This is a genomic window from Burkholderia cepacia, from assembly GCF_029962485.1.
In the GTDB taxonomy this organism is placed as follows: domain Bacteria; phylum Pseudomonadota; class Gammaproteobacteria; order Burkholderiales; family Burkholderiaceae; genus Burkholderia.
Genome location: NZ_CP073637.1, coordinates 2,879,621 through 2,905,976, shown reverse-complemented (window position 1 = coordinate 2,905,976; position 26,356 = coordinate 2,879,621). Strand labels below are relative to the sequence as shown.

The following is a 26,356-nucleotide window of genomic DNA, read 5'->3' as shown; positions in this document are numbered from 1 at the left end:
GATGTGGGGTCGTTGGTCGGGGTAATCAGGAAGCACGCGCGGGCAGCGCGCGCAGCACCGCGCGCACGGGGCTCGCGTCGAGCGTCGCGAACTTCAGCGGCAGTGCGATCAGTTCGTAGTCGCCGGGTGGCACGTCGTCGAGCACGATGCCTTCGAGGATCGCCATCCGGTGCGCGCGCACGCGGTGATGTGCATCCATCGTCTTCGATTCCTGCGGATCGAGCGACGGCGTATCGATGCCGATCAGCTTTACGCCGCGGGCGGCGAGCAGGTCGACGGTGTCGGGCGCGACCGCGCAGAAATGGCTGTCCCACTGCTCGACGCTGGCGCGCGCATAGGTGCGCAGCAGCACACGCGGCGGCACGCCGTCGAGCGAGGCCGCGATGTCGGCCGGCTGCACCACGGGCGATGCGCCGATGCAATGGATCACGCGGCACGGGCCGAGATAGGTATCGAGCGGCACGGCGCCGATCGGTGCACCGTCGGCGTCGTAATGCAGTGGCGCGTCGCAGTGCGCGCCGGTGTGTGGCGACAGCGTCAGGCGCGCGACGTTGACCGGCGAGCCGGCCTCCATCCGCCACACGCGTTCGACGGAAACCGGCGTATCGCCCGGCCACACGGGGGTGGCGGGGCTGACAGGCGGCGAGATGTCCCAGAGTGTGTCCATGGCATGACGAATCGGTGAGTCGATCCTTCGAATGATAGGTGGACGCTCGCAGAAAGTGCTTGCGAAATAAACATGGACAATCCACCGGATTGGCAGATAATTCGACTCAGAGGGAAAACGGGGACCATAAATGCACGCGATCACGCTCGATGCCACCGACTGCCGGATTCTGGCGGTACTGCAGGAGGAGGGCAGAATCAGCAATCTCGACCTGGCGGAACGGATTTCGCTTTCGCCATCCGCCTGCCTGCGCCGCATGCGCCTGCTCGAGGAGCAGGGCGTGATCGAGCACTATCGCGCGTGCCTGAGCCGCGAGAAGCTCGGCTTCGAGCTCGAGGCATTCGTGCAGGTGTCGATGCGCAACGAAGAGAATCAATGGCACGAGCGCTTCGCGGAAGCGCTGCGCGAATGGCCGGAGGTGGTCGGCGCGTTCGTCGTGACGGGCGAGAGCCACTATCTGCTGCGCGTGCTCGCGCACAACCTCAAGCACTATTCGGATTTCGTGCTGAACCGGCTCTACAAGGCGCCGGGCGTGATGGACATCCGTTCGAACATCGTGCTGCAGACGCTGAAGGATGAAGCCGGCGCGCCGGTCGGGCTGGCGCGCACGGGGGCGATCAAAGCGGTGTAAGGCCGTGGAAGCCGCCGCCGTGGAAGACGAGCGGCGGGGCCGTGTCCGATACCGCGCGTACGCCGCAGCGTTCGACTTCGCCGACGAAGATCACGTGGTCGCCTTCATCGTAGCGGCTGCGGTTGTGGCATTCGAACCACGCGAGCGCGCCGTCGAGCACGGGCATCCCCGAGTTGCCGGCCGCATGCGCGATTCCTTCGAAGCGGTCGCCCTTGAAGGTCGAGAAGCGCTTGCACAGGTCGAGCTGCGAGGCCGCGAGCACGTTCACCACGTAGTGGCTGTTGCCGCGGAACACGGGCGTCGAAGCCGATTTGTGCGCGAGGCTCCACAGCACGAGCGGCGGGTCGAGCGAAACCGAGTTGAACGAGCTGGCGGTAATGCCGATCAGCTGCCCGGACGGCGCGCGCGTCGTGATCACCGTCACGCCCGTCGCGAACTGGCCGAGTGCTTGCCGGAAGGCGGCCGCGTCGAAATCCGGCGGGTTGGCGCGGCTCATCGGGCCACCATCCGGAACGAGACGGGCAGGCGCGGCGCGACGCGGGTGGGGCGGGCACGGCGGACGAAAGGCGACAAGGCGGTCGATTGGGAAGGGGTGCGCATGGCCCGATTTTAGCGGAATCGGGGCGGTCGAGCCCGGCCGGACGGCGCATTGCGGGGGCAGGGTGGCGTAGCGAACACTGCTGCGCGCTGCCGGATGTGCCACTTGGCGTGGCCGCCCCGGCCGTTCTGTCGCGTTTTTAGTGCGGCGCCGCCGCTCATCCCTGCGCCGCCACGCCCCATCTGCTGTCGATCCCCGCGCTATCGCGCCGCCGCCAGTCCGAGCGACAACGCGCCCGTCACGATCAGGCTCGATGCCCACACCGCATCGAGATTGAACCAGCTCCGCGACACGAACTTCAACCCGAGATAGCGGTACACGAGCCACGCGAGCCCGCCGCCGGCGGCGATCATCGCGGCCGCGTGCACGGCCGCGACGACGAGCGCCATCCCGAGATGCGCATCGACGAGCATGGCCGCCGCGCGGTGGCCGGCGTCGCGGTCGAGCCCGCATAGCCCGAGGTAGACCGGCACCAGCATCAGCCCCGCGCCGTGCGCGATCGCGACCGCGAACGACCACAGGCCGAGCCGCGCCGGCGGGATCCGCGCGAGCGCACGCGGATGCCGGCGCCGGATCAGCAGCACGGCGCCGAAGCCGATCACGAGTGCGCTCGCGCCGATCCGGATCGCCGACTGCCACGCGAGCAGCGCGGCGAGCAGCCCGAACGGCAGCATCACGGCGAACACCGCGAGCGCATGGCCGAGCGCGAGATAGCCGAGCGCCGCGACGAGCGCCGTGCCGCGGCGCGTCATCAGCGCGTTCGACACCGCGAGCGGCCAGCCCATCGCGGGATTGAGCCCGTGATAGACGCCGCTCGCGAGCACGGCCACCCACAGGGCGGCCTGCGCGTGCAGGCCGGTGCTCAACGCCTGACCGACGGATAGCAGAACGAGTCGGTCGAGCAGTCGCCGCCTTCGAGCCGGATCTGGTGCGCGCGATAGCCGTCCGGGAACTCGACCCAGTAATCGTCTGCGAGCGTCAGCCCGCCTTCCGGCCCCGCATGCGCGAGCACCTGCGCGCCCGGCACGCCGTCGGGATAGAACTGGTCGTCCCACGTCGAATACAGCGAGTTGGTCCAGTACACGCGCCGGCCGTCGCGGCTGATCTCGACCATCTGCGGGCCGCCCGCGAATGCGCGGCCGTTCGAGTGCGGCGCACGCCGCACGATGCCGCCGATGCGGACCGACCCCGCGAGCACCGGATTCATCGGATCCGACACGTCGTACTGGCGCATCTCGCCGGTGCCCCAGCACGACACGTAGAGGAAGCGGTCGTCGAGCGACAGGTCGATGTCGGTCACGAGCGGCGGCACCGCGCCGAACCCTTTCAGCAGCGGCGGCAGCTCGTCGGCCGCGGCCGGTTCGGGCGGGATCGTCGCGGTCTTCTTCACATGGAACTTGCCGTCTTCGCGCCACCAGGTCCAGATCGAGCCTTCGAGATTCGTCGTGTCGACCACGACGCCGACGAACCCGTATTCGCGCGCCGGGTCATGCGCGGGCCGCACCTCGAGCGCCATCTGGTGTTGCGCGCCGAGATCGACCGTCTGCACGTTGCGCCGCGCGCGCAGGTCCCAGAAATGCAGCCGGTGCCCGTACTTGTTCGCGAGCAGGTCTTCGGGGACGATGCCGTTCTCGAATTGCGGCGGCAGCGCCCATTCGCTCGACACCATGTAGTCGCGCGGCAGGTTCCACCAGAAGTCGTAGTGCTTGTCCTGCGAGCCGCGGTCGATCTCCCAGCGGCCGAGCACGTCGAACGTCTCGCAATCCATGATGAAGATGCCGGGCGCGCCGTCGGTGCCGTCCTTGCCCGCGCCTCCAAGCGTGCTCACGTAGATGCCCTCGGGGCCGCAGTGCACGGTGTGCGGGCGCGAATAGCCGGTCTTCGCGAAGATCTCGTCGGGTTCGATGATCTTGTGGATGCGCGCCTGCGTCGGGTGCGGCTTCGTGTCGATCACGTAGATGCGCGACGAGCGCAGGCCGGGGATGATCAGGAAGCGGCGTTCGAGGAACGCATGGCCGGTCAGCGGCGACAGCGACGACGAACACGCATTCCAGCCGAAGTGGTGAAACTCGTCGCCGGTGTTCGGCATCGTCACCGTATGCACGATTTTTCCGTAGGTCGGCGAACCGGGCTTCACGTCGATCACGGCGAGCGCGTCGGGTCTGGAAAAATCGGGGCTCAGCAACAACGTATAGGCAAATTCTTCCGCTGGCGCCTGCATCGCAAGCTCGGGTGAAGCGTGAAACGTCGGGTCAGGCCGCATGCTCATGGTGATGCCCTCTCGATGGATTCGGATCGTGAACGCACGGCCGTTCGTTGCGGGCGTGCGGGTCGGGATGGCCGCGCGGCGCGCATCGTGCCGGCGGGTGCGATCGGCAGGCGGACGCACGTGTCGGTGCCACGCGCGGCGTCGTGCATCAGATCGTGAAAACGGGGGAAGCGGGTAAAGGCGATGGGCCGGATCGCCGCGCCGGGGGCGGGACGGATGCGCGGCAACGTGATGAAGCAGCTGAAGCGGCGAGCCGCGAGGCGGCAGCGGCCGGGCAGGTGACGCGGGCGAATTCTGTTAAGGCATGCATAGCGATGTTCCGGCGGATGATGTTTGCATCAGGGTCGGGCATGCTTCGGACGCGGTGCGCACGGCGACGGGTTTGCCGCCGCTTGCGCGTGCCTAAGTGTAGACGAGAAACGCGCGGCGAGCCGCACGCGGCACCTGTGCAATCTGCCAGGTTCGCGCGCGAGTGAGATACTTGCCGGAGTGCCGCTGCGTCCCGTACCACGGGCGCGCAGCGGCGGGATGGAACGATGGCAGGCGGCACCGGCGTGCCGCTGCCGTCATCAACGAGGGTCAGAATTCATGGGGAACGAGATGCTTGAAACCGCGACTTTGGGAGGCGGGTGTTTCTGGTGCACGGAGGCCGTGTTTCTCGACGTCGACGGCGTGACGGCTGCCCAGTCGGGCTATGCGGGCGGCCATACGCGCAATCCCGGCTACCGCGACATCTGCGAGGGCGACACGGGCCACGCGGAAGTCGTCAACGTGACGTTCGATCCGGCGCGCATCGGCTATCGCGAGATCCTCGAGATCTTCTTCGCGACGCACGATCCGACCCAGCTGAACCGGCAGGGCAACGACGTCGGCACGCAGTACCGGTCGGTCGTGTTCACGCATTCGGATGCGCAGCGCGACACGGCGCTCGACGTGATCCGCGAGCTTGAGCGCGAGCAGGTGTTCGGGCAGCCGATCGTCACGCAGGTCGTGCCGCTCGACGGCAACTACTGGCCGGCCGAGGACTATCACCAGAACTATTACGCGCGGAACCCCGGGCAGGGCTACTGCTCGGTCGTGATCGGGCCGAAGCTCGCGAAATTCCGGCAGAAGTTCTCGCACCGGCTGAAATCGCTGCGCGGCGCGTAAGCGCGCGCCCGGCGCAAGCCGGCGGAAACAGGCGTCAGGCCGCCTCGTTGCGCCATTGCGCGCACGCGGCGGCGATCTCGCGCGCGAGCGCGATGCACGACAGCGGCGCGGAGCCTTCCGCCTTGTTGTTGATCGTGATGATCACCGGCTGTCCGGCCAGCGCATAGCGCGCGGCCAGTTCGGCGAGCGCCGAGCGCGTGGCAGGATCCTCGTCGACGAGCTTGTCGAACGGCTCGTATTTCGCTTTCGCCTGTTCGTACTTGAAGCCGCCGTGCAGGCTCCAGCGCACGATCAGCGGGCCCGGTGCGTCGCCGTCGAGCAGCGCGAGCGCGGCGGCCTGGCGCAGCGGGTCGGGCATTCGCGCATGCAGGCCGACGCAGTAGCGCACGCCGAGCGCCGCGAGCGCGCGGATGAAGCGCGGCGTGAGCAGGCTCGCGTCGCGGATCTCGATCGCGTAGCGCGTGCCGTCGGCGTCGGGCGCGAGCGGCGGCAGTGCCGCGAAGAACGCGGTCAGCCGGTCGATCAGCGCGGCCGGCTCGGCAAGCAACGGGTCGGGCAGCGGCGAGAACTGGAACACGAGCACGCCGGCTTTCCGGCCGAGCCCTTCGAGGCACGGCTGCACGAATTCGCGGGTCGCGAGCTGCGCGTCGAGGAAGGTCGGGTTCGGCCCCGACGGCTCGCCGCGCCGGCCGCGGATCACCGCATCGGTCACCGATGCCGGCGCCTTCACGACGAAACGGAAATCGTCGGGCACCTGCTGCGCGTAGCGCAGGTAGTCGGCAACCGACAGCGGGCCGTAGAACGACCGGTCGAGGCTCACGCTCTTCAGGAGCGGATGCGCGCCGTACGCCTCGAGCCCTTCGCGCGACAGCTTCGTCTGCGCGAAATCGCCGTCGTAGACGATGCCGTTCCAGCCGGGGAAATACCACGACGACGTGCCGAGCCGGACGTTCGGCGGCAGGCCGGCCGCGGCGTCGGCGACGTCGGCTGCAATCGGTGCAGGCAGCACGCCGCGCTTGCGCCGGCCTTTTTTCGGCGGCGTGGCAGGCGGCGACGGTTCGTCCCACAGCAGGCCCGAGGAAGGCGCCGGATCGTCGTCGGCAGCGCGGGTGGGGATAGGGGCGGGCGGTGCCGGCGGCGCGCCATCCGGCGCGTGCGGCGTCACGTGTTCATCGGTGCTGGCGGGGCGGCCGTCGTCCGCCGGAGCAGGCGACGCGCGTGCAGCTTCCGCCGGCACGCCGAACAGGTCGAATTGCCCGTCGGCGTGCGACGGGTCCGCGTCGTCGCGCTGCTGTCGTTCCGGCGGCGCCTTGCGCCGCGTCCTGCCGTCACCCATGCATGCCCAGCGTGATGCGCCGCCTAGCGCGGCAGCGCGTGTTCGTACATATAGCGCCGCGACCACGGCAGCGTTTTCGCGCTGCGTCCGGCCTTGCGGCACACGATCTGGAAGATCGACACGTCGTCGTGCTCGAATGCATACGCGCAGCCGGCAAGATACACGCGCCAGATGCGGAATTTTTCGTCGTCGACGAGAGCTTTGGCCTGGTCGGCCTTGGCCTCGAAGTTTTCCGTCCAGATCTCGAGCGTGCGCGCATAGTGCCGCCGCAGGCTTTCGACGTCAACCGCCTCGAGTCCGCCGCGCTGCGCCGCTTCGAGCGCGAGGCTGATGTGCGGCAGCTCGCCGTCCGGGAACACGTAGCGGTCGATGAATTCGCCGCCGCCGAGCGCCGTCTCGCCGCTTTCGGCGTCGGTCGACGTGATTCCGTGGTTCATCGCGATGCCGTCGTCGGCGAGCAGGTCACGCACGCGCGAGAAGTAGAGCGGCAGGTTCTTGCGGCCGACGTGCTCGAACATCCCGACGCTCGTGATACGGTCGAACTGGCCATCGATCTCGCGGTAGTCCTGCAGGCGGATCTCGATCCTGTCCTCGAGCCCCGCGGCCTTCACGCGCGCGGTCGCAAGGTCGAACTGGTTCTGCGACAGCGTCACGCCGAGACACGTCGCGCCGAACTTCTGCGCGGCGCGCAGCACGAGCGCACCCCAGCCGCAGCCGATGTCGAGCAGGCGCTGGCCGGGCTCGAGCTGGATCTTCGTCAGGATGTGATCGATCTTCTTGATCTGCGCGGTGGCGAGATCCTCGTCGCCGTTCTCGAAGTACGCACACGAGTACACCATGTTCTCGTCGAGCCACAGCCGGTAGAACTCGTTCGAGACGTCGTAGTGATACTGGATCGCCTTCTTGTCGGTGCTCTTCGAGTGATTGAAGTAGCGCTTCACGCGCGCGAGCTTGCTCGCGCTCGTCACGGTGCTGCGGGCGAGCGAGTAGCCGATGTTGATGATGTCCGACAGCTTGCCCTCGATGTCGATCTTGCCCTTCACGTACGCCTCGCCAAGATTGTCGAGGCTCGGTTCGAGCAAGAGCGGCAGCGCCGACGCGCTGTTCACCTTCAGCGTGACCTGCGGTGCGCTGAAGGTGCCGAAATCGAGTTGATCGCCGTTCCACAGAACGAGGCGCGCCGGTATGTTCGCTTTCGCCCGTACTTCGTCCGCCCACTGTGCCAGCTTCTTTTCCCAGAACATTTGGATTCTCCGTTTGTTCGTTGAATCGAATACAGCCAAGTATCTTGACCGGCGCCCGCCGCTTGCGAGGCGGGCGCCCGGATGCAACACGAGACACGACCGGCGTGCGCCGGCGCCGCGCTTACGGCGACAGGCGCGAGATCGTCCAGCCCGGCGACGCTGTGGCGTCGCGCGTGTAGAGCAGGCGGTCGTGCAGTCGCGACGGGCGCCCTTGCCAGAACTCGATCGAGTCGGGCACGAGGCGGTAGCCGCCCCAGTGCGGCGGGCGCGGCGGGTTGTCGCCGTAGCGTTCGCTGATGGCCTTTTCGCGCGCTTCGAGCGTCGCGCGGCTGTCGATCACGGCGCTCTGGTCCGACGCCCATGCGCCGATGCGCGAACCGAGCGGGCGCGACGCGAAATAGCGGTCGCTTTCCTCGGCGCTGGTTTTCTCGATCCGGCCTTCGATGCGCACCTGGCGCTCGAGCTCGATCCAGTAGAACAGCAGCGCGGCTTGCGGATGCACGGCGAGATCGTGCCCCTTGCGGCTTTCGTAATTGGTGAAGAAGACGAACCCGCGTTCGTCGACGCCCTTGATGAGCACGATGCGTGCCGACGGCCGGCCGTCGTCGCCGACGGTCGCGAGCGTCATCGTGTTCGGCTCGGGCAGTTTGGCGGCGAGCGCCTCCTTGAACCAGCGATCGAACTGGGCGAGGGGGTCGTGAGCGACATCGGCTTCGTCGAGCGAAGCACGTGAATAGTTGATGCGGAGATCGGCGAGAGTCGTCATGTTATGCAAACGCTTCAATCTGGAACCATTGTAGCCAACGCGTGAGAAACGTGTGTGCACAGTGGCGCGTGCGAGCGGGGAGTTCAGGCAAAATAGAGGGCTGCACGACTTACGATTTCCTTGCTGCCATGTCTGCCGCCGACACCGCCCCGCCCAGTTCCTCTGATCTTACCCCGACCCCGGAAATCCAGCTTGACGTGGATCGAGCGCGGCGTTTCGGCGGCGTCGCGCGCCTGTACGGCGCGCCGGCCGCCGCCGCGTTCGAGCGTGCGCACGTCGCGGTGATCGGGATCGGCGGCGTCGGGTCGTGGGTGGCCGAGGCGCTTGCGCGCAACGCGGTCGGCACGCTCACGCTGATCGATCTCGACAACGTCGCGGAAAGCAATACGAACCGGCAGATCCATGCGCTCGACGGCAATTTCGGCAAGCCGAAGGTCGACGCGATGGCCGAGCGGATCGCGCAGATCGATCCCGCGTGCCGCGTGAACCGGATCGAGGATTTCGTCGAGCCCGACAACTTCGACGCGCTGCTCGGCGGCGGCTTCGACTACGTGATCGACGCGATCGACAGCGTGCGCACGAAGGTCGCGCTGATCGCGTGGTGCGTCGCGAAGCGGCAGCCGCTGATTGTCGTCGGCGGCGCGGGCGGGCAGCTCGATCCGACGCGCATCCGCATCGACGATCTCGCGCTGACGATCCAGGATCCGCTGCTGTCGAAGGTGCGCGCGCAGTTGCGCAAGCAGCACGGCTTTCCGCGCGGGCCGAAGGCGCGTTTCAAGGTCAGCGCCGTGTATTCGGACGAGCCGCTGATCTATCCGGAAGCCGCCGCGTGCGACCTCGAGGACGGTGCGGAGCCGTCCGCGGCCGCGCATGTCGCGGGGCTCAACTGTGCGGGATTCGGTTCGAGCGTGTGTGTGACCGCGAGCTTCGGGTTCGCGGCCGCCGCGCATGCGCTGCGCGCGATCGCGGCGCAGGCTGCCGGCTGAGCCCGCGACGCGCGGGCGCAAAGGGATGATGCTGCGGCGCGGGTAGTGCGCCGCGAGCGAGACGGCGATCCGGCCGGGCCGTTGCGGCCCGGCATGCCGGGCGTCAGTTGAGCGCCATGCTCAGCTTGCGTCGCCACCCGGCGACGAGGTCCGGGCGATCGCCCGCCAGCTCGAACACCGAGATCAACGTGCGGCGGCCGAGATCATCGCCGTACGCGCGGTCGCGCGTGACGATTTCCAGCAATTGCTCCACCGCGCCTTCGTACGCACGCCGCGCGATCAGGCTCTGCGCGAGGTCGAAGCGCGCGTCGAGATCGGCCGGGTTTGCCGCGATGCGTGCTTCGAGCGCGTCGGTCGGCGGCAGGTCGGCCGTGGCTTCGAGTGCGTCGAAACGCGTCTTGATCGCCTGGTAGCGCGGGTCGCCGTTCTGCACGGTCTGCGGCGACAGGCGTTCGGTCTCGGCGCGCGCGGCGTCGACCTGGTTGCTCGCGAGCAGCAGTTCGATCAGGTCGAGGCGCGCGTCGTCGAAGCCCGGGTTCAGCGCGAGCGCTGCTTCCAGGTGCGTGAGCGCATCGTCGTAGCGCTGCTCGGCCATCGCGTATTGCGCGGCGCGGCGCTCGGCTTCCTCGGGGGCCGGCAGCAGCCGGTCGAGGAACGCGCGCAACTGGCCTTCGGGCAGCACGCCGACGAACTGGTCGACCGGGCGGCCGTCGGCGAACGCGATCACGTGCGGGATGCTGCGCGTCTGGAAGTGCGCGGCCAGCTCCTGGTTCTCGTCGACGTTGACTTTCACGAGCTTCCAGCGGCCTTCGTAGTCGGCTTCGAGCTTTTCCAGCAACGGGCCGAGCGTCTTGCAGGGGCCGCACCACGGCGCCCAGAAGTCGACCAGCACGGGCGTGTCCAGCGACGCCTCGATGACGTCGTTCTCGAAAGTGGCAAGCGTGGTGTCCATGTCGTTCTCTTCGGTTCGAATATCGTCAGGATGAGGGCGGCGCCCCCTTTTTTCAACGCGGCTTCGACTCGGGCAGCGGAATCCACTCGGTCTCGCCCGGCACCTTGCCCATTTCCTGGCGCGTCCACGCCGCTTTCGCGCGCTCGATCGCCTCGCGGCTGCTGGCGACGAAATTCCATTCGATGAAGCGTTCGCCGTCGATCTTGTCGCCGCCGAGCAGCATCGCGCGCGCGCCGCTGCCGCTCGTCAGCGTGACCGTTGCGCCCGGCGCGAGCACGGCCATCCGTTCGGCCGGCACCGGCGTGCCGTCGATCGCGAGCTCGCCGTCGACCACGTAGACCGCGCGCTCCTCGTGCGATGCGTCAAGTTCGAGACGGCCACCGGCCGCGAATTCGGCCGCGACATACAGCGTGCGCGAGAATGTCGTGACGGGTGAGCGCAGCCCGAACGCGTCGCCGGCGATCACCGTCAGCGATACGCCGTCTTCGTCGCGCTTCGGCAGCGTGTCGGCCGGATGGTGCTCGAACGACGGCTCGATCGTCTCGTGCGCTTGCGGCAGCGCGACCCAGGTCTGGATCCCGTGCACGGTGTGACCGTTGGCGCGCTGCGCGTCGGGCGTGCGTTCGGAGTGGACGATCCCGCGGCCGGCCGTCATCCAGTTCACGTCGCCTGGCACGATTGCCTGCAGCGAGCCGAGGCTGTCGCGGTGCAGGATCGCGCCGTCGAACAGATAGGTGACGGTCGCGAGCCCGATGTGCGGATGCGGGCGCACGTCGAGCCCCGTGCCGGCCGGCAGCATGGCGGGACCCATGTGATCGAAGAAGATGAACGGGCCGACGAGGCGCGCGGCGAGTGCGGGCAGCGTGCGGCGCACCTGCAGGTTGCCGATGTCGCGCACGTGCGGCTTCAGCAGGGCTTTGATCGAGTCGGTCATGGCGGCTCCTGTGGGGCGGCGGGGGATGCCGGTCATTGTACTGGCCGCCCGCCGTCGATTCCATGCGCGCCGCGCGGGTATCGGGGCACACGGCGAAACCCGGTAGACTGACGCGCTTCTCAGGAAAGCGCCGGGCCGCCCCAAGTTTTCCTGACCCTCTCGGGGGGCTGGCGCGAAGCGACAGGGTGGGGGGCTTTGCAAAAACGATTCGAATCGAGGAGACACCGATGATGGCCCCGAAGGACTTGCTGCTCGCGCTGGTCGTGATCCTGGCGTGGGGCGTGAACTTCGTCGTGATCAAGGTCGGCCTGCACGGGATGCCGCCGATGCTGCTCGGCGCGCTGCGCTTCACGCTCGCAGCCGTGCCCGCGGTGTTCTTCGTGCGCCGGCCGCAGATTCCGTGGCGCCTGCTGGTGCTGTACGGCGCGACGATCCAGCTCGGCCAGTTCGTGTTCCTGTTCACCGGGATGTACGTCGGCATGCCGGCCGGGCTCGCGTCGCTCGTGCTGCAGTCGCAAGCATTCTTCACGCTCGTGTTCGCGATGCTGTTCCTTGGCGAGCGGCTGCGCGTGCAGAACCTGATCGGGCTCGCGATCGCCGCGGGCGGCCTCGTCGTGATCGCGGCACAGGGCGGTCGCGCGATGACGCTCGCGGGCTTCCTGCTGACGATCTGCTCGGCCGCGATGTGGGCGTTCGGCAATATCGTCACGAAGAAGGTCGGGAAAGCGAACCTCGTGTCGCTCGTCGTGTGGGCGAGCCTCGTGCCGCCCGTGCCGTTCTTCCTGCTGTCGCTGTGGTTCGAAGGGCCGCAGCGGATCGCGACCGCGCTCGCCGGGCTCAACGGCGCGTCGATCTTCGCGGTCGTCTATCTCGCGTTCGTCGCGACGCTGCTCGGCTACGGGCTGTGGAGCCGCCTGCTGTCGCGCTACCCGGCCGCGCAGGTCGCGCAGTTCTCGCTGCTGGTGCCGGTCGTCGGGCTCGCGTCGTCGGCGCTGCTGCTCGACGAACACCTGACGCAAACGCAGCTGATCGGCACCGCGCTCGTGATGGGCGGGCTCGCGGTGAACGTGTTCGGCGGGAAAGTGCTGAGCCGCTTCGCGGCATCGTGACGCGCCGGCACGCGGTGCGTGCCGGCGGCGGGGCAGGGCTGGCCGTCAGGCCATCCGGTTCTTCGCGAGCGGCGGATTTGCGGCGAAGTAGCGCTTGATGCCGCGGAAGATCGCGTCGGCCATCTGGTCGCGATAGCTGTCGTCGTTCAGCCGGCTCTCTTCTTCCGGGTTGCTGATGAACGCGGTCTCGACGAGGATCGACGGAATGTCGGGCGCCTTCAGCACCGCGAACCCGGCCTGCTCGACCGAGCCCTTGTGCAGCTTGTTGATGCCGCCGACTTCCTTCAGCACGTAATTGCCGTAGCGCAGCGAATCGCGGATCTGCGCGGTCGTCGACATGTCGAACAGCGCGCGGTTCACGGCCGCGTCCGCCGTCTTGATGTTGATGCCGCCGATCAGGTCCGACGAATTCTCCTTGTTCGCCATCCAGCGCGCCGCGGCGCTCGTCGCGCCGTGATCCGACAGCGCGAACACGGACGAGCCGCGCGCGGACGGCGTCGTGAACGCGTCCGCGTGGATCGACACGAAGAGATCCGCGCCCACGCGGCGCGCCTTCTGCACGCGTACGTTCAGCGGCACGAAGAAGTCCGCGTCGCGCGTCATCATCGCGCGCATGTTCGGCGCGCCGTCGATCTTTGCGCGCAGCTTCTTCGCGATGTCGAGCGCGATGTGCTTCTCGTACGTGCCGCCGCCGCCGATCGCGCCCGGATCCTCGCCGCCGTGGCCCGGATCGATCGCGACCGTCAGCAGGCGTACCGTGCCGCCCTTGCCGGATTTCGGCGCGGTGAACTTGTAGGTGTCGCCGTCGTCGTCGCTGTCGTCGCGGCGCGCGATGACGGGCGGCGGCTTGACGGCCGGCTTCGCGGGCGTCGAAGGCGTGCCGGCAGCCGGCGGCGTGTGCGGCGTGGCCGGCGTGTTCTGCGCGAAGCGCTGGAAGAACGCGTCGCTGTTGTCGCCGCCGGCCGGCGGCACCGGGGGCGTGCCCGGGCCGGCCAGCGTGGTCGGCGGCTGCATCTGCTGCGCGCGCGCCGTATCGTTGAGCGCCTGCTCCTTGCGTTCCGTCTGCGCGATCAGGTCGGACAGCGGATCGGGCGCGACGGCCGGATACAGGTCGAACACGAGCCGGTACTTGTAGGTGCCGACCGGCGGCAGCGTGAACACCTGCGGCTTCACCGAGCCTTTCAGGTCGAACACCATCCGCACGACGTGCGGCTGATACTGGCCGACGCGCACCGACTGGATCTGCGGGTCGTTCGGCGCGATCTTCGACACGAGGTCGCGCAGCGCCTGGTCGAGATCGAGGCCGGTCAGGTCGACGACGAGACGGTCGGGACCCTGCAGCAGTTGTTGGCTATTCTGCAGTGGCTGGTCGGATTCGATCGTGACGCGCGTGTAATCGCGCGCGGGCCACACGCGCACGCCGAGCACCGACGACGCGTGTGCGAGCCGCGGCGCGACGAGACCGAGCACCAGCGTCGACGCACCCGCGCACAGGATCTGGCGGCGCCGCCAGTTGTGCGTCGCGGTGGCCGCCGATTCGATCGAGCGGAACGGTTTGATCAACATCTTTCGAGACATGCCTTTCCTGAAGCGCTATACGCCCGGACGGTGAGGGCGCGGCCGTCGCCATCCACGTCGAGCGAGAAAACCAGATCGGGCACGCCGAGCAGGGCGCCCGCCTGTTGCGGCCATTCGACGAGGCAGATCGCGCTGGAATTGAAATATTCGCGAAAGCCTGCATCGGACCATTCGGCCGGATCGTTGAATCGATACAGATCGAAGTGATAGACCTCGAGTTCCCCATCGCTGCGTTCGAGCGCGTACGGCTCGACGAGCGTATAGGTCGGGCTGCGCACGCGGCCCTGGTGGCCGAGGCCGCGCAGGATCGCGCGCACGAGGGACGTCTTGCCCGCACCGAGATCGCCGACCAGCTGGATCTGCAGCCCGTCGAACGCATGCGCACGGGTGAGTTCGATGCGCGCCGCGTCGAGCGCGTGCGCGAAGCGGGTGCCGAAGGCCTCGGTCGCCGCTTCGTCGGCGAGCGCGATCACGCGCTCCGCGGACGGGGCGGGCAGCATGGCGGCATGAGGCGATTGGCTGGACGTGGCTGGCATTCTCGTAAAATAGTGCGATGAACCGATTACCGGAACTCGCCGCATCCGACAGACCTTCGACTCAGGCCGAAGGCGCGACGCCGTGCGCGCTCGATGATGCGGCGTTGACCGCGCTCGCCGCTCGCATCAGGGCGTGGGGGCGCGAATTGGGTTTCGGGGCGATCGGCATCAGCGATACCGATCTCTCGGATGCCGAAGCAGGCCTCGCCGCCTGGCTGGAAGCCGGATACCACGGCGAAATGGATTATATGGCGAAACATGGGATGAAACGCGCGCGCCCGGCCGAACTTGTGGCCGGTACGCGACGTGTGATTTCCGTGCGGCTCGCCTATTTGCCGGCCCAGACGGTCGCTGGCGACGCGCCCGGCGGCGAGCCCGGCGCGCTCGCACCGCACGACTGGCGCGCGCGCGAACGGGCGCGGCTCGACGATCCGCAGGCGGCCGTCGTGTCGATCTATGCACGCGGCCGCGACTATCACAAGGTGCTGCGCAACCGGCTGCAGACGCTCGCGGAGCGCATCGAGCGCGAGATCGGCGCGTTCGGCTACCGTGTGTTCACCGATTCGGCGCCGGTGCTCGAGGTCGAGCTCGCGCAGAAGGCCGGTGTCGGCTGGCGCGGCAAGCACACGCTGCTGTTGCAGCGCGATGCCGGCTCGCTGTTCTTCCTCGGCGAGATCTATGTCGACCTGCCGCTGCCGACCGACGCGCACACGTCGCCCGATACCGCACCCGAGACGCCGGGCGCGCACTGCGGCAGTTGCACGCGCTGCATCGACGCGTGCCCGACCGGCGCGATCGTCGAGCCGTACCGCGTCGACGCGCGCCGCTGCATCTCGTACCTCACGATCGAACTGAAAGGCAGCATCCCCGAAGCATTGCGGCCGATGATCGGCAATCGCGTGTACGGCTGCGACGACTGCCAGCTCGTGTGCCCGTGGAACAAGTTCGCACAGGCCGCCCCCGTCGCCGATTTCGACGTGCGGCATGGCCTCGACCGCGCGACGCTCGTCGAGCTGTTTGCGTGGGACGCCGACATGTTCGATACGCGGATGCAGGGCAGCGCGATCCGGCGCATCGGCTATGAAAGCTGGCTGCGCAATCTCGCGGTCGGGCTTGGCAATGCGCTGCGCGCGGATTCAGACCGGCTCGCGCCGCCGGCGCGCGACGCGATCGTCGCCGCGTTGCGCGCGCGGGCCGACGATCCGTCGCCGGTCGTGCGCGAGCATGTCGAATGGGCGCTGCGTGCCGCGTGAAGGCGGCGTAAAGTGTCGTCGGCGCGCGGCAGTGAGCACGCATACATCGGTCAGGAGAAGACAATGTTCAACGCAGTCATCGACGCGCCGTTCGGCAAGGTCGGCGTCCGCACGGACGCCGCGGTGGTGCGCGAGATCGTCTATCTGCCCGAATCGGTGAAGTCGGTCGATCCGGATTCGCCGCTCGCGAAGCGCGCGGTCAAGCAGATCGAACGTTATTTCGAGCGCGCGTCGGCGCGCTTCGACCTGCCGCTCGCCGAAGTCGGCAGCGCGTTCCAGCACCGCGTGTGGGACGTGATCAGCGATATCCCGCCCGGCACCGTGCTGACCTACGGCCAGGTCGCGAAGCGAATCGGCAGTGCGCCGCGCGCGGTTGGGCAGGCATGCGGCGCGAACTATTTCCCGCTCGTGATTCCATGCCATCGCGTCGTTGCGGCGGGCGGCCTCGGCGGCTTCGCGAACCACGACGACAACGGCTATTACCAGAAAGTGAAGCGCTGGCTGCTGGCGCACGAAGGCGTGCCGTACTGATGAGTGAACCATTGATGACCCCCGAAGCCGACGGCGATGCCGCCGCGGCCTCGCCCGCGCTGCTCGCGAGCCGCGCGTCGATCGACGTGTTCTGCGATGCGCTGTGGCTGGAGCACGGGCTCGCGCGCAACACGCTCGACGCATACCGGCGCGATCTGGTGCTGTTTTCCCAATGGCTGGCCGAGACGCACGACGCGCCGCTCGATGTGGCCGACGAGGCGATGGTGACGGGCTACATCGCCGCGCGCAGCGACGGCAAGGCGACGTCGTCGAACCGGCGGCTGTCGGTGTTCCGTCGCTACTACGGCTGGGCCGTGCGCGAGCATCGCGTGAGCGCCGACCCGACGCTGCGGATCACGTCCGCGAAACAGGCGGCGCGGTTTCCGTCGACGTTGTCCGAGGCGCAGGTCGAGGCGCTGCTCGGCGCGCCCGACGTCGGTACGCCACTCGGACTGCGTGATCGCACGATGCTCGAACTGATGTATGCGAGCGGGCTGCGCGTGAGCGAGCTCGTGACGCTGAAGACGGTCGAGGTCGGCCTGAACGAAGGCGTCGTGCGCGTGATGGGCAAGGGTTCGAAGGAGCGGCTCGTGCCGTTCGGCGAAGTCGCGCACGGCTGGATCGAGCGCTACCTGCGCGACGCGCGGCCGGCGCTGCTCGGTGCGCGCGCGGCCGATGCGCTGTTCGTGACCGCGCGCGGCGACGGGATGACGCGCCAGCAGTTCTGGAACATCATCAAGCGTCACGCGCAGCAGGCCGACGTGCGCGCGCACCTGTCGCCGCACACGCTGCGGCATGCGTTCGCGACGCACCTGCTGAACCACGGCGCCGACCTGCGCGTCGTGCAGATGCTGCTCGGCCACAGCGACATCTCGACTACGCAGATCTACACGCATGTCGCGCGCGAGCGGCTGAAGACGCTGCACGCGCAGCACCATCCGCGCGGCTAGCCCGCCCGGTGCGTGCCGCCGTGCGCGCCGGCCGGTGTCAGACCAGGTCATGCAGCTTGTGCTTCAGCACCTTGCCGGTCGATGCGGCCGGCAGCGCGTCGAGCACGCGGATGTGCGCAGGGCGCTTGTAAGGCGTGAGCCGTTCCGCGCACCACGCGTGCAGTGCGGCTTCGTCCGCCGTCGCACCGGGCGCCAGCTCGACGAACGCGAGCACTTCCTCGTTGCCTTCGACCGCGCGCCCGATCACGGCCGCCTGCACGACGTCCGGATGCGCGTTCAGCACCTGCTCGACTTCGACCGGATACACGTTGAAGCCCGACCGGATGATCAGCTCCTTGCTGCGGCCCGCGATCGTCACCGCGCCATCGGCCTCCTGTCGCGCGAGATCGCCGGTGCTCAGCCAGCCGTCCGGCGACACGGCCGCGCGCGTCGCGTCCGCGTTGCGGTAGTAGCCGAGCATCACGTTCGGCCCGCGCACGCGGATCTCGCCGACTTCGCCCGATGGCACGTCGGTGCCGTCCGGCGCGACGATCCGTATCTCGACGCCCGGAATCGGCACGCCGACCGAACTGTCGTCACGCGGCGCGTCGAGCGGCGTCTGCGTGATCGTCGGGCTGCTTTCGGTCATCCCGTAACCGTTGTGCAACGGCACGCCGTACTGGCGCTCGACGCGCGCCTTCAGGTTCGCGTCGAGCGGCGAGCCGCCCGAATACGCGAAGCGCAGGCGCGGCGCGTGCCATGCGTGGCCGTGCGTGTGCAGGTGTTCGAGCAGCTTCGCGTGCATCGCGGGCACGCCCTGGAAGATCGTCACGCCTTCGTCGGCGAGCGCGACTCGCACGGCTTCCGGCGAGAAGCGCGGCGCGAGCCGCAGCGTCGCGCCGGCGTACAGGCTGCCGAGGCAGACCGACGCGAGCCCGTACACGTGCGACACGGGCAGCACCGTGTAGACGACGTCGTCGGGCGACACACGGCGCAGCGTGCTCGACGTTGCGGCGATGAACAGCAGGTTGCGGTGCGACAGCATCACGCCTTTCGGCGTACCTGTCGTGCCGGTCGTGTAGATCAGCGCCGCACATTGCGCGGCGCCGTCGGCCGCGACCGGTTCGGCGGGCGCGCTCGCGTCGACGCGATACGACCACGCGCCGATCTCGACCGGCAGCGCGCTGGCGGGCGTCGCGCCGAGCCGCGCGGCATGTGCCCGTGCGTCGGGCGATGCGTCCGTCGCGAATGCGACCAGCTTCGGGCGCGCGTGCGCGGTAATCGCATCGAGTTCGCCGGCCGACAGCCGTGCGTTCGACACGAGCGCCCACGCGTCGAGACGGGCGACCGCGAACAGCAGCACGATCTGCGCGACGCAGTTTTCCGCGACGATCATCACGCGGTCGCCGCCCTGTACGCCGAGGCTCGCGAGCCGCGCGGCCGCCGCATCGACGGCCTGCGCCAGCTCGCCGTACGACAGGCGGCGCGCATCTTCGATCAGCGCCGGATGCGCGGGCGCCTGCGCGGCCCAGCGCGCGGGCACGTCGGCGATACGGCGCGGCAACGCGGCGAGCAGGGCGTCGACGTCGAGCGGCTCGGATGAACGGATGGACGAGGGCATGGCGTCTCCAGAAAAGGGGGCGGCTTGACGATGTTTGCGAACGATCGTGCCACGACGGCGCACGCGCCACAATCGGCCAATCGGGCAATAGCACTTCGCGATGTCCGCAATGATGACGGGCGGAATCGTGGCGGCGGCGCGGGCGGCCGTCCGGCGGAAAACGGGCCGCGAGTATAACTCCGGCCCGCGCACACGGCCGCCCGCCCGCCGGTCGTTCGCCATTAAAATGCCGCCATGAGCAAATCCAGACACGTGTCCGAAACCCCCGCGACCCAGCTGTTGCGCCGCCATGGCGTGACGTTCGGCGAGCATCCGTACGACTACGTCGAGCACGGCGGCACCGGCGAATCGGCGCGCCAGCTCGGCGCGGACGAGCACTGCGTCGTGAAGACGCTCGTAATGGAAGACGAGCACGCGAAGCCGCTGATCGTGCTGATGCACGGCGACCGCACCGTGTCGACGAAGAACCTCGCGCGGCAGATCGGCGCGAAGCGCGTCGAGCCGTGCAAGCCCGAGGTCGCGAACCGCCATTCGGGCTATCTCGTCGGCGGCACGTCGCCGTTCGGCACGCGCAAGACGATGCCTGTCTACGTCGAGGCGACGATCCTCGAATTGCCGACGATCTACCTGAACGGCGGCCGTCGCGGCTACCTCGTCAGCCTCGCGCCGGCGGTACTCGTGTCGCTGCTCGGCGCGCAGCCGGTGCAGTGCGCGAGTGTCGACTGAGGGTTTCACCTTCGTGGCACCCCGCGCCCGTTCGGTAGAATGGGCGCCGTTTCGGCCTGCCGGCTCGCCGTGCACGGCCGTCCCTTTACCGATACGTTGAAAGAAGAGTCCTCCGCATGCAGATCCTGCTCGCCGCCCTCGTTGCCTACCTGATCGGTTCGGTGTCGTTCGCCGTCGTCGTCAGTTCCGCGATGGGCCTGGCCGACCCGCGTTCGTACGGGTCGAAGAATCCCGGCGCGACCAATGTGCTGCGCAGCGGCAACAAGAAGGCCGCGATCCTGACGCTCGTCGGCGACGCGTTCAAGGGTTGGGTTGCCGTCTGGCTCGCACGACGCCTGGGCCTGCCCGACGTCGCCGTCGCGTGGGTCGCGATCGCCGTGTTTCTCGGCCACCTCTATCCGGTGTTCTTCCGCTTCCAGGGCGGCAAGGGCGTCGCGACCGCGGCCGGCGTGCTGCTCGCCGTGCACCCGGTGCTCGGGCTCGCGACCGCGCTGACCTGGCTGATCGTCGCGTTCTTCTTCCGTTACTCGTCGCTCGCGGCGCTGGTGGCGGCCGTATTCGCGCCGGTGTTCGACGTGTTCCTGTTCGGCACGGGCCACAACCCGGTCGCGTGGGCCGTGCTTGCGATGAGCGTGCTGCTCGTGTGGCGTCACCGCGGCAACATTTCGAAGCTGTTGGCGGGGCAGGAGAGCCGGATCGGCGACAAGAAGAAGGCGGCCGCGGACGGCGGCGCGCAGGACGGCGGGAAAGCCTGAGAAAGCGCGGCGCCTGCCGCGCGCCGGGCGCGCCGCGTGTGCGGGGCCCGGCGGGATGACGTGACGGATCGGCTGGCGATCAGTCGCGGAAGTTGTTGAAGTCGAGCGGCGTGTCGGTCACGTCCTTGCGCAGCATCGCGATCGTGCTCTGCAGGTCGTCGCGCTTGGTGCCCGAGATGCGCACCGCATCGCCCTGGATGCTCGCCTGCACCTTGATCTTGCTGTCCTTCACGAGCCGCACGATCTTTTTCGCGAGATCGCCGGTCACGCCCTTCTTCACGGTGACGATCTGCTTGACCTTGTCGCCGCCGATCTTCTCGACCTTGCCGTAGTCGAGGAAGCGCACGTCGACGTTGCGCTTGGCCAGCTTGCCGATCAGCACGTCCTTGACCTGGCCGAGCTTGAAATCGTCGTCGGCGAACAGCGTCAGCTCGCGTTCCTTCTGCTCGACGCGCGCGTCGGAGCCCTTGAAGTCGAAGCGCGTCGAAATTTCCTTGTTCGACTGCTCGATGGCGTTCTTCACTTGGATCATGTTCGCTTCGGAAACGACGTCGAACGATGGCATGGTTTTCTCCCTTGAGATGCGGGCACCCGGCTCGCGCGCGGGCACTCGCTATAATTGCGGACTGTTTGCCATTTTACCGATGCCCCTCCGTTTGCCCAAGGCCGGCCATGCGCCGCCCGGGCGGACGTGACCGCGAATGCCGATGCCCTCTGACGATTCCGCCCTGTCGCTGCTCCCCGATCATCCGCTCGCCGCGCACAACACGTTCGGCATCGCCGCGACCGCGCGCCTTGCCGCGCGCATCACGCATGCGTCGCAGTTCGAGGCGCTGCACCGCGACCCGCGTGTCGCGAACCTGCCGCAGTTCGTGCTCGGCGGCGGCAGCAACGTCGTGTTCACGCGCGATTTCGACGGCGTTGTGCTGTTCGACGAGATCAGCGGCCGCCGTGTCGTGCGCGAGGACGACGACGCGTGGTACGTCGAGGCAGGTGGCGGCGAGAACTGGCACGCATTCGTCGCGTGGACGCTCGAGCACGGGATGCCGGGCCTCGAGAACCTCGCACTGATTCCCGGCACCGTGGGCGCCGCGCCGATCCAGAACATCGGCGCGTACGGCCTCGAAATGAAGGCGTATTTCGACTCGCTGGTCGCGGTCGAGCTGGCGACGGGGCGCAGCGAGCGCTTCGACGCCGCGCGCTGCGCGTTCGGCTACCGCGACAGCTTCTTCAAGCGGGAAGGGCGCGGCCGGTTCGCGATCGTGTCGGTGACGTTCCGGCTGCCGAAGCAATGGGCGCCGCGGCTCGGCTACGCGGACGTCACGCGCGAGCTCGACGCGCGCGGCATCGCGACCGATGCGACGACGCCGAGCGACGTGTTCGACGCGGTCGTCGCGATCCGCCGCGCGAAGCTGCCCGATCCGCTCGTGCTCGGCAACGCGGGCAGTTTCTTCAAGAATCCGGTGATCGATGCCGCGCAGTTCGCGGCGCTGCGCGCCCGCGCACCCGAGGTCGTGTCGTATCCGCAGCCGGACGGGCACGTGAAGCTGGCGGCCGGCTGGCTGATCGACCGCTGCGGCTGGAAGGGCCGGGCACTCGGTGCGGCGGCCGTGCACGACCGCCAGGCGCTCGTGCTCGTCAATCGTGGCGGTGCGACGGGCGCCGACGTGCTCGCGCTGGCGCAGGCGATCCAGGCCGACGTGCGTGCGCAATTCGGGGTCGAGCTGGAAGCTGAGCCGGTCTGCCTGTAACGCGGGTTCCGCGCCGCTTTCCGCGCGCCCAAACAAAAAGCGCCGATCGTCGATCGGCGCTTTTTTTACGCGTGTGCGTTCCGGAGCCTCAGTGCTTGAGGCGGCCGAGCAGCAGGAACTCCATCAGTGCCTTCTGCACGTGCAGGCGGTTTTCCGCCTCGTCCCAGACGACGCTCTGCGGGCCATCGATCACGCCGGCCGTCACTTCCTCGCCGCGGTGCGCGGGCAGGCAGTGCATGAAGAGCGCATCCGGGTTCGCATGGCCCATCATTTCCTCGTCGACGCACCAGTCGGCAAACGCCTGCTTGCGCGCTTCGTTCTCGGCTTCGAAGCCCATGCTCGTCCACACGTCGGTGGTGACGAGATCGGCGCCCTTGCACGCTTCGTTCGGATCGTCGAACACCTCGTAGAACGGCGCGCTGCCGGGCGCCACGAGCTTCATGTCGAGCGCATAGCCGGGCGGCGTGGACAGGCGCAGCTTGAAGCCGAGGATCTGCGCGGCTTCGATCCACGTGTAGAGCATGTTGTTCGCGTCGCCGACCCATGCGACGGTCTTGCCGGCGATCGGGCCGCGGTGCTCGTAGTACGTGAAGATGTCGGCGAGCACCTGGCACGGGTGGTAGTCGTTCGTCAGGCCGTTGATCACCGGCACGCGGGAGTTTTCCGCGAAGCGCGTGATGACCTCCTGCTCGAACGTGCGGATCATGATGATGTCGACCATCCGCGAGATGACCTGCGCGGAATCCTCGACGGGTTCGCCGCGGCCGAGCTGCGTGTCGCGCGTGCTCATGAAGACGGCGTGGCCGCCGAGCTGGAAGATCCCGGCCTCGAACGACAGGCGCGTACGCGTCGAGCTCTTCTCGAAGATCATCGCGAGCGTGCGGTCGTGCAGCGGGTGATAGGTCTCGTAGTTCTTGAACTTGCGCTTCAGGATACCCGTGCGTTCGAGCACGTACTCGTAGTCTTCCAGCGAGAAATCCTTGAACTGCAGGTAGTGACGAATGGTTTTGGCGGTCATGAAGCGAAATACGGCGGGTTTCACCCGGCAGCGAGGCCGGACGGCGCCGCCGTCGGGTGTGGATAACTCAAAGCAGCATAAAGGATTTTCTGTGCTTTGACGAGCCGCGGAGCGAAGCGGGGCACGATCGCGACAGGCAGCGGACGGCGCGGGAAGGCGGCCGTCGGGACGACGCGCGATGGCGCGCTGCGGTATAATCCGAAAGTTTTCTCCAGCCCGGCAGGCAAGGCTTTTCGCGCTCTGCCGGACACAAGCCGTGCGCTGCACAAATCCGGTGCAGTCCACCGGCGGCGCGCATCGACGTCCCGTTTTCGGGATGCCGGGATGCTTGTGCCGCCGTCCATTCCAGCTTTGTGTTCGCGTTTCCAGGCGCCGTTGCCTGGACATCGCCGGGCCGTCACTTGGGTAACCACATGGCTGAAACCCCTCCGACCGAATTCTTCATCCAGGGCATCACGAAAGACGGGAAAAAGTTTCGCCCGAGCGACTGGTCGGAACGTCTGGCCGGTGTGATGGCCTGCTTCGGGCCGGGGGCGAGCGGGCCGAATGCGCGCCTCAAGTATTCGCTGTACGTGCGTCCGACGATGCTCGGCGACCTGAAATGCGTGATCCTCGATTCGCGGCTGCGCGACATCGAACCGATGGCTTTCGATTTCGTGCTGAATTTCGCGAAGGACAACAACCTCGTCGTCACCGAGGCGTGCGAACTGCCGGATTACAACGCGAAGAAGTGATGCCGACGGGCGAGGGCGCGAGCAGCGCCCGCCCCGGCAAGTGCCGCCGCCCCGCATGATGCGCAGGCGGCAGACGACAAAAAAGCCCGCCTAGGCGGGCTTTTTTGCGATCGCAGGAAACAGGAACGCCCGCGCGAGCGGGCGCACCGGATTTACGCTGCTGCCTGCAGGCCCTTGACGGCTGCGGCCAGGCGGCTCTTGCTGCGAGCGGCCTTGTTCTTGTGAACGATCTTCTTGTCGGCGATCGTGTCGATCGTCTTCACGGCAGCCTTGAACAGCTCGGCAGCCTTTGCTTGGTCGCCGGCGTCAACAGCCTTGCGAACCGACTTGATCGCGGTACGGAATTTCGAGCGCAGCGCCGAGTTGTGCGAGTTTGCCTTCGCGGCCTGGCGGGCGCGCTTGCGTGCTTGTGCGGAGTTAGCCATGACGGTTCCTTATCCTGTCCTGTTTCCAGAGCTTGGAGCCTGACGGCCAAGCGCTGCTTTTCGATCCGTCCCCTGAGAACGATTGCCCAGGGGCGCATAAAAAAACGGTGATTTTAACCGAGGCTAGGACATGAAAACGGCAGTTGCCGTGCATGTACGAGCCCAGAAACCGGAGATTATAGCAACAAAATCAAGCGTGTGGCAAGTTCGAAGTGACATTCGCCGGACGGGGCGCCGGCGGCGTGCGCGCTTTTCGGCATCGGCCGCTGGCCGGGTCGCGCAACGTCCGTATAATAAGCGCCCCATGAATCTATTCAGAGCCCTGCTGACGGTCAGCGGCTTCACGCTGCTGTCGCGCGTGACCGGACTGGCCCGCGAGACGCTGATCGCCCGTGCGTTCGGTGCCAGTCAATATACCGACGCGTTCTACGTCGCTTTCCGCATTCCGAACCTGCTGCGCCGCCTGTCCGCCGAAGGCGCGTTCTCGCAGGCGTTCGTGCCGATCCTCGCCGAGTTCAAGAACCAGCAGGGGCACGATGCGACGAAGGCGCTCGTCGACGCGATGTCCACCGTGCTCGCGTGGGCGCTTGCCGTGCTGTCGGTCCTCGGGATCGCCGGCGCGTCGTGGGTCGTGTTCGCGGTCGCGTCCGGCCTGCACTCCGATGGCCAGGCGTTCCCGCTCGCGGTCACGATGACGCAGATCATGTTCCCGTACATCGTGTTCATCTCGCTGACGACGCTGGCGTCCGGCGTGCTCAACACATACAAGAGCTTCTCGCTGCCCGCGTTCGCGCCGGTGTTGCTCAACGTCGCGTTCATTGCCGCAGCCGTGTTCGTCGCGCCGCACCTGAAGGTGCCGGTCTACGCGCTCGCGTGGGCCGTCATCGTCGGCGGCGTACTGCAGTTCCTCGTGCAGATGCCGGGGCTGAAGAAGATCGACATGGTGCCGCTGATCGGCCTGAACCCGCTGCGCGCACTGCGCCACCCGGGCGTGAAGCGCGTGCTCGCGAAGATGGTGCCCGCGACGTTCGCGGTGTCGGTCGCGCAGCTGTCGCTGATCATCAACACCAACATCGCGTCCCGGCTCGGGCAGGGCGCCGTGTCGTGGATCAACTACGCCGACCGCCTGATGGAATTCCCGACGGCGCTGCTCGGCGTCGCGCTCGGCACGATCCTGCTGCCGAGCCTGTCGAAGGCGCACGTCGACGCCGATTCGCATGAGTATTCGGCGCTGCTCGACTGGGGGCTGCGCGTCACGTTCCTGCTCGCGGCGCCGAGCGCGCTCGCGCTGTTCTTCTTCGCGACGCCGCTCACCGCGACGCTGTTCAACTACGGCAAGTTCGACGCGCATACCGTCACGATGGTCGCGCGCGCGCTCGCGACCTATGGGATCGGCCTCGTCGGCATCATCCTGATCAAGATCCTCGCGCCGGGCTTCTATGCGAAGCAGGACATCAAGACGCCCGTGAAGATCGCGATCGGCGTGCTGATCGTCACGCAGATCTCGAACTACGTGTTCGTGCCGCTGATCGGCCACGCGGGCCTGACGCTGAGCATTGGCGTGGGCGCGTGCCTGAATTCGCTGCTGCTGTTCCTCGGGCTGCGCAAGCGCGGCATCTACCAGCCGTCGCCGGGCTGGCTGCGCTTCTTCGTGCAGCTCGTCGGCGCGACACTCGTGCTCGCGGGCCTGATGCACTGGTGCGCGATCAGTTTCGACTGGACGGGGATGCGCACGCAGCCGCTCGACCGCATCGCGCTGATGGCGGCGTGCCTCGTGCTGTTCGCTGCACTATATTTCGGTATGTTGTGGGTGATGGGCTTCAAATACGCATACTTCAGAAGGCGCGCCAAGTGACGA

At 67.8% G+C, this 26,356-nt stretch carries 27 protein-coding genes; 12 read left to right on the top strand and 15 right to left on the bottom strand.

Going from position 1 to position 26,356, the window contains the following annotated elements; genetic code table 11:
- Window positions 1–25: 25 nt before the first annotated feature.
- Window positions 26–667 carry an arylformamidase gene (kynB, locus tag KEC55_RS13575; protein ID WP_282505852.1) on the bottom strand — a complete coding sequence of 214 codons (642 nt, stop codon included), beginning with the start codon at window positions 665–667 and terminating at the stop codon, window positions 26–28.
- 130 nt (window positions 668–797) lie between these two features.
- Here kynB and KEC55_RS13570 point away from each other — a divergent pair, with 130 nt between their 5' ends.
- The gene (locus KEC55_RS13570; RefSeq protein WP_006477992.1) at window positions 798–1,298 is read left to right on the top strand and encodes an Lrp/AsnC family transcriptional regulator; all 501 of its coding nucleotides are present in this window, start codon (window positions 798–800) and stop codon (window positions 1,296–1,298) included.
- Here KEC55_RS13570 and KEC55_RS13565 read toward each other — a convergent pair.
- The 3 genes from KEC55_RS13565 to KEC55_RS13555 form a co-directional block, all read right to left on the bottom strand.
- Window positions 1,285–1,794 carry a flavin reductase family protein gene (locus tag KEC55_RS13565; protein ID WP_282505851.1) on the bottom strand — a complete coding sequence of 170 codons (510 nt, stop codon included), beginning with the start codon at window positions 1,792–1,794 and terminating at the stop codon, window positions 1,285–1,287. The two genes, KEC55_RS13570 and KEC55_RS13565, sit on opposite strands and share 14 nt — an antisense overlap.
- Window positions 1,795–2,096: 302 nt before the next feature.
- Window positions 2,097–2,762, bottom strand: coding sequence for a hypothetical protein (locus tag KEC55_RS13560; RefSeq protein WP_282505850.1), 666 nt, complete (start codon window positions 2,760–2,762; stop codon window positions 2,097–2,099).
- Entirely contained in the window at window positions 2,759–4,165 is a 1,407-nt protein-coding gene (locus KEC55_RS13555; RefSeq protein ID WP_282505849.1) for a selenium-binding protein SBP56-related protein, read from the bottom strand. The genes KEC55_RS13560 and KEC55_RS13555 overlap by 4 nt, the downstream gene beginning before the upstream one ends.
- A gap of 588 nt (window positions 4,166–4,753) precedes the next feature.
- Between KEC55_RS13555 and msrA the strand changes: the two genes are divergently transcribed.
- A complete protein-coding gene (gene msrA, locus KEC55_RS13550; RefSeq protein ID WP_282505848.1) occupies window positions 4,754–5,314 on the top strand; it encodes a peptide-methionine (S)-S-oxide reductase MsrA in 561 nt (186 codons plus the stop codon).
- A 34-nt stretch (window positions 5,315–5,348) separates the two neighbouring features.
- Here msrA and KEC55_RS13545 read toward each other — a convergent pair whose 3' ends face one another.
- The 3 genes from KEC55_RS13545 to pdxH form a co-directional block, all read right to left on the bottom strand.
- Window positions 5,349–6,650, bottom strand: a complete 1,302-nt coding sequence (locus tag KEC55_RS13545; protein ID WP_282505847.1) for a DUF72 domain-containing protein — start codon at window positions 6,648–6,650, stop codon at window positions 5,349–5,351.
- A 23-nt stretch (window positions 6,651–6,673) separates the two neighbouring features.
- On the bottom strand, window positions 6,674–7,894 hold the full coding sequence (locus KEC55_RS13540) for an SAM-dependent methyltransferase (protein WP_282505846.1): 1,221 nt from the start codon (window positions 7,892–7,894) through the stop codon (window positions 6,674–6,676).
- 121 nt (window positions 7,895–8,015) lie between these two features.
- A complete protein-coding gene (pdxH, locus tag KEC55_RS13535; protein WP_176051648.1) occupies window positions 8,016–8,660 on the bottom strand; it encodes a pyridoxamine 5'-phosphate oxidase in 645 nt (214 codons plus the stop codon).
- Between the two features lie 128 nt (window positions 8,661–8,788).
- On the opposite strand from pdxH, the gene tcdA reads away from it, so the two are divergent.
- Window positions 8,789–9,646 (top strand): tRNA cyclic N6-threonylcarbamoyladenosine(37) synthase TcdA, encoded by an 858-nt coding sequence (gene tcdA / locus KEC55_RS13530; protein ID WP_282505845.1) that lies wholly within the window; start codon window positions 8,789–8,791, stop codon window positions 9,644–9,646.
- 103 nt (window positions 9,647–9,749) lie between these two features.
- On the opposite strand, the gene trxA is transcribed toward tcdA, so the two are convergent.
- The gene (gene trxA / locus KEC55_RS13525) at window positions 9,750–10,598 is read right to left on the bottom strand and encodes a thioredoxin (protein WP_176051650.1); all 849 of its coding nucleotides are present in this window, start codon (window positions 10,596–10,598) and stop codon (window positions 9,750–9,752) included.
- A 52-nt stretch (window positions 10,599–10,650) separates the two neighbouring features.
- Complete coding sequence (locus tag KEC55_RS13520; RefSeq protein WP_282505844.1) at window positions 10,651–11,532, bottom strand: pirin family protein; 882 nt, start codon at window positions 11,530–11,532, stop codon at window positions 10,651–10,653.
- A 230-nt stretch (window positions 11,533–11,762) separates the two neighbouring features.
- Between KEC55_RS13520 and KEC55_RS13515 the strand changes: the two genes are divergently transcribed.
- A complete protein-coding gene (locus KEC55_RS13515; protein ID WP_282507527.1) occupies window positions 11,763–12,641 on the top strand; it encodes an EamA family transporter in 879 nt (292 codons plus the stop codon).
- 45 nt (window positions 12,642–12,686) lie between these two features.
- On the opposite strand, the gene KEC55_RS13510 is transcribed toward KEC55_RS13515, so the two are convergent.
- Together KEC55_RS13510 and tsaE are read right to left on the bottom strand one after the other, a co-directional pair.
- Complete coding sequence (locus tag KEC55_RS13510; protein WP_282505843.1) at window positions 12,687–14,219, bottom strand: N-acetylmuramoyl-L-alanine amidase; 1,533 nt, start codon at window positions 14,217–14,219, stop codon at window positions 12,687–12,689.
- A complete protein-coding gene (gene tsaE, locus KEC55_RS13505) occupies window positions 14,201–14,755 on the bottom strand; it encodes a tRNA (adenosine(37)-N6)-threonylcarbamoyltransferase complex ATPase subunit type 1 TsaE (protein WP_176051653.1) in 555 nt (184 codons plus the stop codon). Before tsaE ends, KEC55_RS13510 begins: the two co-directional genes overlap by 19 nt.
- 17 nt (window positions 14,756–14,772) lie before the next feature.
- On the opposite strand from tsaE, the gene queG reads away from it, so the two are divergent.
- The 3 genes from queG to xerD all read left to right on the top strand — a co-directional run bounded on the left by queG (window position 14,773) and on the right by xerD (window position 17,489).
- Complete coding sequence (gene queG / locus KEC55_RS13500) at window positions 14,773–16,008, top strand: tRNA epoxyqueuosine(34) reductase QueG (protein WP_282505842.1); 1,236 nt, start codon at window positions 14,773–14,775, stop codon at window positions 16,006–16,008.
- 63 nt (window positions 16,009–16,071) lie between these two features.
- The gene (locus tag KEC55_RS13495) at window positions 16,072–16,539 is read left to right on the top strand and encodes a methylated-DNA--[protein]-cysteine S-methyltransferase (protein WP_176051655.1); all 468 of its coding nucleotides are present in this window, start codon (window positions 16,072–16,074) and stop codon (window positions 16,537–16,539) included.
- Window positions 16,539–17,489, top strand: coding sequence for a site-specific tyrosine recombinase XerD (gene xerD, locus KEC55_RS13490; RefSeq protein WP_282505841.1), 951 nt, complete (start codon window positions 16,539–16,541; stop codon window positions 17,487–17,489). Before KEC55_RS13495 ends, xerD begins: the two co-directional genes overlap by 1 nt.
- Window positions 17,490–17,526: 37 nt before the next feature.
- Here the strand turns inward: xerD and KEC55_RS13485 are convergent, their stop codons facing one another.
- Complete coding sequence (locus tag KEC55_RS13485; protein ID WP_282505840.1) at window positions 17,527–19,089, bottom strand: class I adenylate-forming enzyme family protein; 1,563 nt, start codon at window positions 19,087–19,089, stop codon at window positions 17,527–17,529.
- A 234-nt stretch (window positions 19,090–19,323) separates the two neighbouring features.
- Here KEC55_RS13485 and ybaK point away from each other — a divergent pair, with 234 nt between their 5' ends.
- Entirely contained in the window at window positions 19,324–19,815 is a 492-nt protein-coding gene (ybaK, locus tag KEC55_RS13480; RefSeq protein ID WP_124456378.1) for a Cys-tRNA(Pro) deacylase, read from the top strand.
- A 116-nt stretch (window positions 19,816–19,931) separates the two neighbouring features.
- Window positions 19,932–20,570: a glycerol-3-phosphate 1-O-acyltransferase PlsY gene (gene plsY / locus KEC55_RS13475; RefSeq protein ID WP_282505839.1), complete on the top strand. Its 639-nt coding sequence runs from the start codon at window positions 19,932–19,934 to the stop codon at window positions 20,568–20,570.
- Window positions 20,571–20,649: 79 nt separating this feature from the next.
- Here plsY and KEC55_RS13470 read toward each other — a convergent pair whose 3' ends face one another.
- A complete protein-coding gene (locus KEC55_RS13470; protein WP_282505838.1) occupies window positions 20,650–21,135 on the bottom strand; it encodes a YajQ family cyclic di-GMP-binding protein in 486 nt (161 codons plus the stop codon).
- Between the two features lie 136 nt (window positions 21,136–21,271).
- Between KEC55_RS13470 and murB the strand changes: the two genes are divergently transcribed.
- Window positions 21,272–22,321, top strand: a complete 1,050-nt coding sequence (murB, locus tag KEC55_RS13465) for a UDP-N-acetylmuramate dehydrogenase (RefSeq protein ID WP_282505837.1) — start codon at window positions 21,272–21,274, stop codon at window positions 22,319–22,321.
- 88 nt (window positions 22,322–22,409) lie between these two features.
- Here murB and argF read toward each other — a convergent pair whose 3' ends face one another.
- A complete protein-coding gene (argF, locus tag KEC55_RS13460) occupies window positions 22,410–23,339 on the bottom strand; it encodes an ornithine carbamoyltransferase (RefSeq protein ID WP_282505836.1) in 930 nt (309 codons plus the stop codon).
- A 413-nt stretch (window positions 23,340–23,752) separates the two neighbouring features.
- On the opposite strand from argF, the gene KEC55_RS13455 reads away from it, so the two are divergent.
- Window positions 23,753–24,073 carry a DUF3579 domain-containing protein gene (locus KEC55_RS13455; protein WP_006482210.1) on the top strand — a complete coding sequence of 107 codons (321 nt, stop codon included), beginning with the start codon at window positions 23,753–23,755 and terminating at the stop codon, window positions 24,071–24,073.
- Window positions 24,074–24,225: 152 nt separating this feature from the next.
- Here the strand turns inward: KEC55_RS13455 and rpsT are convergent, their stop codons facing one another.
- The gene (rpsT, locus tag KEC55_RS13450) at window positions 24,226–24,498 is read right to left on the bottom strand and encodes a 30S ribosomal protein S20 (protein WP_059233374.1); all 273 of its coding nucleotides are present in this window, start codon (window positions 24,496–24,498) and stop codon (window positions 24,226–24,228) included.
- A 304-nt stretch (window positions 24,499–24,802) separates the two neighbouring features.
- Here rpsT and murJ point away from each other — a divergent pair, with 304 nt between their 5' ends.
- Entirely contained in the window at window positions 24,803–26,353 is a 1,551-nt protein-coding gene (gene murJ, locus KEC55_RS13445; RefSeq protein WP_282505835.1) for a murein biosynthesis integral membrane protein MurJ, read from the top strand.
- Window positions 26,354–26,356: the final 3 nt, after the last annotated feature.

What these genes read in the sequence shown, in the direction of transcription:
- murB (WP_282505837.1), top strand. Translation starts at nt 21,272, where the DNA reads ATGCCGATGCCCTCTGACGATTCCGCCCTGTCGCTGCTCCCCGATCAT.
- trxA (WP_176051650.1), bottom strand. Translation starts at nt 10,598, where the DNA reads ATGGACACCACGCTTGCCACTTTCGAGAACGACGTCATCGAGGCGTCG.
- KEC55_RS13565 (WP_282505851.1), bottom strand. Translation starts at nt 1,794, where the DNA reads ATGAGCCGCGCCAACCCGCCGGATTTCGACGCGGCCGCCTTCCGGCAA.
- plsY (WP_282505839.1), top strand. Translation starts at nt 19,932, where the DNA reads ATGCAGATCCTGCTCGCCGCCCTCGTTGCCTACCTGATCGGTTCGGTG.
- xerD (WP_282505841.1), top strand. Translation starts at nt 16,539, where the DNA reads ATGAGTGAACCATTGATGACCCCCGAAGCCGACGGCGATGCCGCCGCG.
- KEC55_RS13570 (WP_006477992.1), top strand. Translation starts at nt 798, where the DNA reads ATGCACGCGATCACGCTCGATGCCACCGACTGCCGGATTCTGGCGGTA.
- KEC55_RS13520 (WP_282505844.1), bottom strand. Translation starts at nt 11,532, where the DNA reads ATGACCGACTCGATCAAAGCCCTGCTGAAGCCGCACGTGCGCGACATC.
- KEC55_RS13485 (WP_282505840.1), bottom strand. Translation starts at nt 19,089, where the DNA reads ATGCCCTCGTCCATCCGTTCATCCGAGCCGCTCGACGTCGACGCCCTG.
- msrA (WP_282505848.1), top strand. Translation starts at nt 4,754, where the DNA reads ATGGGGAACGAGATGCTTGAAACCGCGACTTTGGGAGGCGGGTGTTTC.
- KEC55_RS13470 (WP_282505838.1), bottom strand. Translation starts at nt 21,135, where the DNA reads ATGCCATCGTTCGACGTCGTTTCCGAAGCGAACATGATCCAAGTGAAG.
- KEC55_RS13540 (WP_282505846.1), bottom strand. Translation starts at nt 7,894, where the DNA reads ATGTTCTGGGAAAAGAAGCTGGCACAGTGGGCGGACGAAGTACGGGCG.
- murJ (WP_282505835.1), top strand. Translation starts at nt 24,803, where the DNA reads ATGAATCTATTCAGAGCCCTGCTGACGGTCAGCGGCTTCACGCTGCTG.
- KEC55_RS13515 (WP_282507527.1), top strand. Translation starts at nt 11,763, where the DNA reads ATGGCCCCGAAGGACTTGCTGCTCGCGCTGGTCGTGATCCTGGCGTGG.
- KEC55_RS13555 (WP_282505849.1), bottom strand. Translation starts at nt 4,165, where the DNA reads ATGAGCATGCGGCCTGACCCGACGTTTCACGCTTCACCCGAGCTTGCG.
- pdxH (WP_176051648.1), bottom strand. Translation starts at nt 8,660, where the DNA reads ATGACGACTCTCGCCGATCTCCGCATCAACTATTCACGTGCTTCGCTC.
- kynB (WP_282505852.1), bottom strand. Translation starts at nt 667, where the DNA reads ATGGACACACTCTGGGACATCTCGCCGCCTGTCAGCCCCGCCACCCCC.
- tsaE (WP_176051653.1), bottom strand. Translation starts at nt 14,755, where the DNA reads ATGCCAGCCACGTCCAGCCAATCGCCTCATGCCGCCATGCTGCCCGCC.
- ybaK (WP_124456378.1), top strand. Translation starts at nt 19,324, where the DNA reads ATGAGCAAATCCAGACACGTGTCCGAAACCCCCGCGACCCAGCTGTTG.
- KEC55_RS13495 (WP_176051655.1), top strand. Translation starts at nt 16,072, where the DNA reads ATGTTCAACGCAGTCATCGACGCGCCGTTCGGCAAGGTCGGCGTCCGC.
- KEC55_RS13545 (WP_282505847.1), bottom strand. Translation starts at nt 6,650, where the DNA reads ATGGGTGACGGCAGGACGCGGCGCAAGGCGCCGCCGGAACGACAGCAG.
- KEC55_RS13455 (WP_006482210.1), top strand. Translation starts at nt 23,753, where the DNA reads ATGGCTGAAACCCCTCCGACCGAATTCTTCATCCAGGGCATCACGAAA.
- argF (WP_282505836.1), bottom strand. Translation starts at nt 23,339, where the DNA reads ATGACCGCCAAAACCATTCGTCACTACCTGCAGTTCAAGGATTTCTCG.
- tcdA (WP_282505845.1), top strand. Translation starts at nt 8,789, where the DNA reads ATGTCTGCCGCCGACACCGCCCCGCCCAGTTCCTCTGATCTTACCCCG.
- KEC55_RS13510 (WP_282505843.1), bottom strand. Translation starts at nt 14,219, where the DNA reads ATGTCTCGAAAGATGTTGATCAAACCGTTCCGCTCGATCGAATCGGCG.
- queG (WP_282505842.1), top strand. Translation starts at nt 14,773, where the DNA reads ATGAACCGATTACCGGAACTCGCCGCATCCGACAGACCTTCGACTCAG.
- rpsT (WP_059233374.1), bottom strand. Translation starts at nt 24,498, where the DNA reads ATGGCTAACTCCGCACAAGCACGCAAGCGCGCCCGCCAGGCCGCGAAG.